The following is a 3,892-nucleotide window of genomic DNA, read 5'->3' on the forward strand; positions in this document are numbered from 1 at the left end:
TGAACTCGCGGCTGAATGTCCTTCTTCTCTCCATGAACCACCTCCGGTTTCATCTTCCACCTTAACAAGGTGTCATCGAAACCGGCAGCAGCCCATGCGTGTCAACCAATTGAGCAGTTCGCTCTTGAACGTGTTGTTCGAGCAAGGCGTTTTGATCGCGGATCAGCTCTTTGGCCTTTCGCTCTGTCGTAGTGTCACGAAAAACCAGGACCACACCTTGTAGGCCCCCGTCCTCACTTCGGATAGGAGCTGCATTCGCACCAATCGGGCACAGCCCTCCGTTTCTGTGAGCCAGAACAATATCTTCTGTATCTTGGCAGGCCTTATTGGTGAACAGAACTTGCGCCACAAGACCTCGCCCTGTTGCCGGACCCGACAGACTTTCCACTTTGAATACAACATCAACGAATTGCCCCTCGGCAAGCTCAAAAGCCCACCCGGTGAGTCGTTCTGCCACAGGGTTCATGCGTGTGATCCGCCCCTGCGCATCTGTTACCAAAACAGCATCACCCAGCGAGCGCAGCGTGGTCGATAGCTTCGCTTCACTCTTGGCCAGTGCCCGTTGGTCTGCCTCACTGGCAAGAAGTTGACGTCGTGCCAGCACGAATGTGCTCACAAGCAAGGTTGACAGCAGAAAAGCCATCGCCCATCCAACTTCCGTCAATAAACCCTGGCTCCTGAGTTGGTCTGCCGCACGCTCTTCGAGCGACAAATGGGCATCGTCGTCCATCGCTTTAAGTATCGAGACGGTACGCTCGCGCGTTTCGCGCAAGGGAGCCGCGGCAACAAATGCGTTGGCGGCCTCTAAGCCTTCTGTCGCGCGCAAGGCACTTACCTGCTTGGCAATCGCGATGCGCTGATCTAGAACTGCCCGAAGTTGCTGCCACCGCTCCAACTGTTCGGCGTCACCCACGAGCAGTTCTCTCAAACTTCCCATGGTCTTTTCGCGAGCCTCAATCTGTTTGTCTCTTTCCGCTAAGACATCCTCTCTGCCAGAAATCCTGTAGCTTTGAGTGCTCAATTCAATTTGGAGGGTGTCTTCGTTTAACCGCGAAACTGCATTGACGATTTGTTGGGTTTGTGAAACCAGTTGCACTGCATCACGACTGGCTTGTGTCAGTCGCCAGTTGGCAGCTGTGACCATTGCAACAACAATTAGTGCGGACAGAAATCCCAAAAGGATTTTTCTCTCAAAACTTCGTCTTTGCGCGAGCAACCGTGGCATGCAACACCTTTGTACTGGTTGTTACATTTTGCAGGTTTGATAGCGCTTGTCTATACGCGTGCACCAAAATGCATACAGGTCTCCAATTCCATCGATGCAATCTGACTCCAGTTAGTTAGGCGCATCATGCAGTCCCACTGGTTTGAAGATTGGGATAGGAGCGTTAGAAGACCGCTGATGGCACATTCTGCGAGGTCGAGAGACCAAAACGGCCGACGGCAATGGCTGCGTTGCAGTCATTTCTCTGCCGCTTGAAGGAGGCCGAAAGCTGCGCGCTAAAACACAGCCAGAGCAATGCTATGTCGGACCCCGAACTGAAGCAGATGGATGGGTCATAAAAAAAGCGCCGGGCTCTTCCAAACCCGGCGCTCTCATTCCAACTAGCTTTATCAAGCCAGCTTGAACGGCAGCTCGCGCGGCGTCTTGCCTGTGATCTGCGCAATGGCATTGGCAAACGCCGGTGCCAGCGGTGGCAGGCCCGGTTCGCCCATGCCCTTCGGCGGATCGGCGCTGGGCACGATGTGCACCGTCACCTGCGGCATGTCGGTGATGCGGGGCACGGCGTAGTCGCCGAAGTTGCTCTGCTCCACCACACCGTCCTTGAGCGTGATGGCAGCGCCGGGCAGGCAGGTGCCCAGGCCCATCAGCGCGGCGCCTTGCACTTGGGCTTCGACGCTCTTGGGGTTGACCACCAGGTTGCAATGCACGCCTGCGGTGATGCTGTGCAGCTTGGGCGTGCCGTCTTTGACGGAGGCCTCGACCACATAGGCCACCACCGACTCGAACGACTCGTGCACCGCCACGCCCCAGGCACGGCCTGCGGCTAGCTTCTTCTTGCCGTAGCCCGACTGGGCGACGGCCAGCTGCAGCGCCGCCTTGTGGCGCGGGTGCTTGTCGCCCATCAGGGCCAAGCGGTAGGCCACAGGGTCCTGCTTGGTGGTGCGGGCCACTTCGTCGATCAGCGTCTCCATTGCGTAGGCCGTGTGGGTGGAGCCCACGCTGCGCCACCACAGCACCGGTACGTTCACGTCCGGGTGGTGCACCGACAGCTTCATGGGCACGTCGTACGGCTCTTTCATGCCCTCGATGGCCGTGGCGTCAATGCCGTTCTTGATCATGAAGGCCTCGAATGGCGAGCCCTTGGTGATGGACTGGCCGACGATGGTGTGGTCCCACGCCAGGATCTTGCCCTTGGCGTCGAAGCCGATCTCGGCGCGGTGCACGTGCATGGGGCGGTAGTAGCCGCCCTTGATGTCGTCTTCGCGGCTCCACAGCGTGCGCACGGGCGCGGTGATACCGGCGGTGTGGGCCGCCTTGGCCACGCCGCAGGCCTCCACCACGTAGTCGCTGGTGGGGATGGCGCGGCGGCCAAAGCCGCCACCGGCCATCTGCGTGTTCACCTTCACGTTCTGCGGCTGCAGGCCCAGCGTCTTGGCGGCGGCCATCGCGTCCAGGCCGGGCATCTGCGTGCCCATCCAGAGTTCTGCTTTGTCGCCGTCCAGTTTCACGGTGCAGTTGAGCGGCTCCATGGGCGCGTGCGCCAGGTACGGGAAGACGAACTCGGCACTGATCTTGTGGGGGGCGCCCGCCAGCGGCGCCATGTCGGCCTGCATGGCCACATTGCCTGGCTTGGCGGCCAGTTCGCGGTACTGCGCCAGCAGCGCGGCGGTGTCGGGCTTGGTGACCGCGCTGGTGTCCCACTCCACCTTGAGGGCGTCGCGCCCCTGCTTGGCGGGCCAGTAGCCGTCGGCCACGATGGCAACGCCCTCGCCGCCCCGGTCGGTGGGCACGCGAAGCACGGCCTTCACGCCCTTGATGGCCTTGGCGGCGCTGTCGTCCAGGGACTTCACCTTGGCGCCAAACACGGGCGGGCGGGCCACCACTGCCGTCAGCATGCCGGGCAGGCGCACGTCAATGCCGTAGTCCTGCTGGCCGCTCGACTTGGCCTTGGCATCCAGCCGCCCGGTGGGTTTGCCGATCAGGCGGAATTGCTTGGGGTCCTTGAGTGCGACCTTTTCGGGCACGGGCTGCTTCATGGCGGCTTCTGCCAGCGCACCGTAGCCCAGCTTCTTGCCACCGGGGCCGACCACAAAGCCGTTGCTGGTGCGCAGGGCCGACGCGTCCACTCCCCACTGGGCAGCAGCGGCCCCGACCAGCATGGCCCGGGTGCGCGCGCCCAGCTCGCGGTACTGCGTGTACGAGTTCTTGATGGAGTTGGAGCCACCGGTGAGGTGCATTCCAAATGCGGGGTCGGCGTAGGCCGGATTGGCGTCGCCGTGCACGCTGCGCACCTTGCTCCAGTCGGCATCCAGCTCCTCGGCCAGGATCATGGGCAGGCCGGTTTGCACGCCCTGGCCAAAGTCCAGCCGGTTGATGGTGACGGTGACGGTGCCATCGGCATCAATGCGCACAAAGGCCGAGGGCTGCTCGTGCGGCTTGAGGCCTGCGGGCGCCGCAGCCGCCGCGCCCTGCGCAGCAGACACCAGCGGAAACGCGCCCAGCGCAAAGCCCGAGGCCGCAGACACCTTGAGGAAGGTGCGGCGCGCAACGCCGTCCGATGCATCGATTGCTCCCGAAGTGATAGCGCCTTGCGCTTTATCCACTAGCGCTTGGAGGTGTTTTGGCATGAAATGTTGTGCCTGGCCCTGCAGGGCATGGGGTTCGAAG

2 protein-coding genes are annotated in these 3,892 nt (G+C 61.6%); both read right to left on the reverse strand.

Features of this window, described 5'->3' with window-relative positions:
* Positions 1 to 61: 61 nt before the first annotated feature.
* On the reverse strand, positions 62 to 1,225 hold the full coding sequence (locus tag DBR23_RS21030; RefSeq protein WP_108499492.1) for a CHASE3 domain-containing protein: 1,164 nt from the start codon (positions 1,223 to 1,225) through the stop codon (positions 62 to 64).
* 389 nt (positions 1,226 to 1,614) lie between these two features.
* Positions 1,615 to 3,852, reverse strand: a complete 2,238-nt coding sequence (locus DBR23_RS21035; protein WP_108499493.1) for a xanthine dehydrogenase family protein molybdopterin-binding subunit — start codon at positions 3,850 to 3,852, stop codon at positions 1,615 to 1,617.
* Between the last annotated feature and the right edge of the window lie 40 nt (positions 3,853 to 3,892).

Source organism: Acidovorax sp. HMWF018 (genome assembly GCF_003061035.1).
Classification (GTDB): domain Bacteria; phylum Pseudomonadota; class Gammaproteobacteria; order Burkholderiales; family Burkholderiaceae_C; genus Acidovorax; species Acidovorax delafieldii.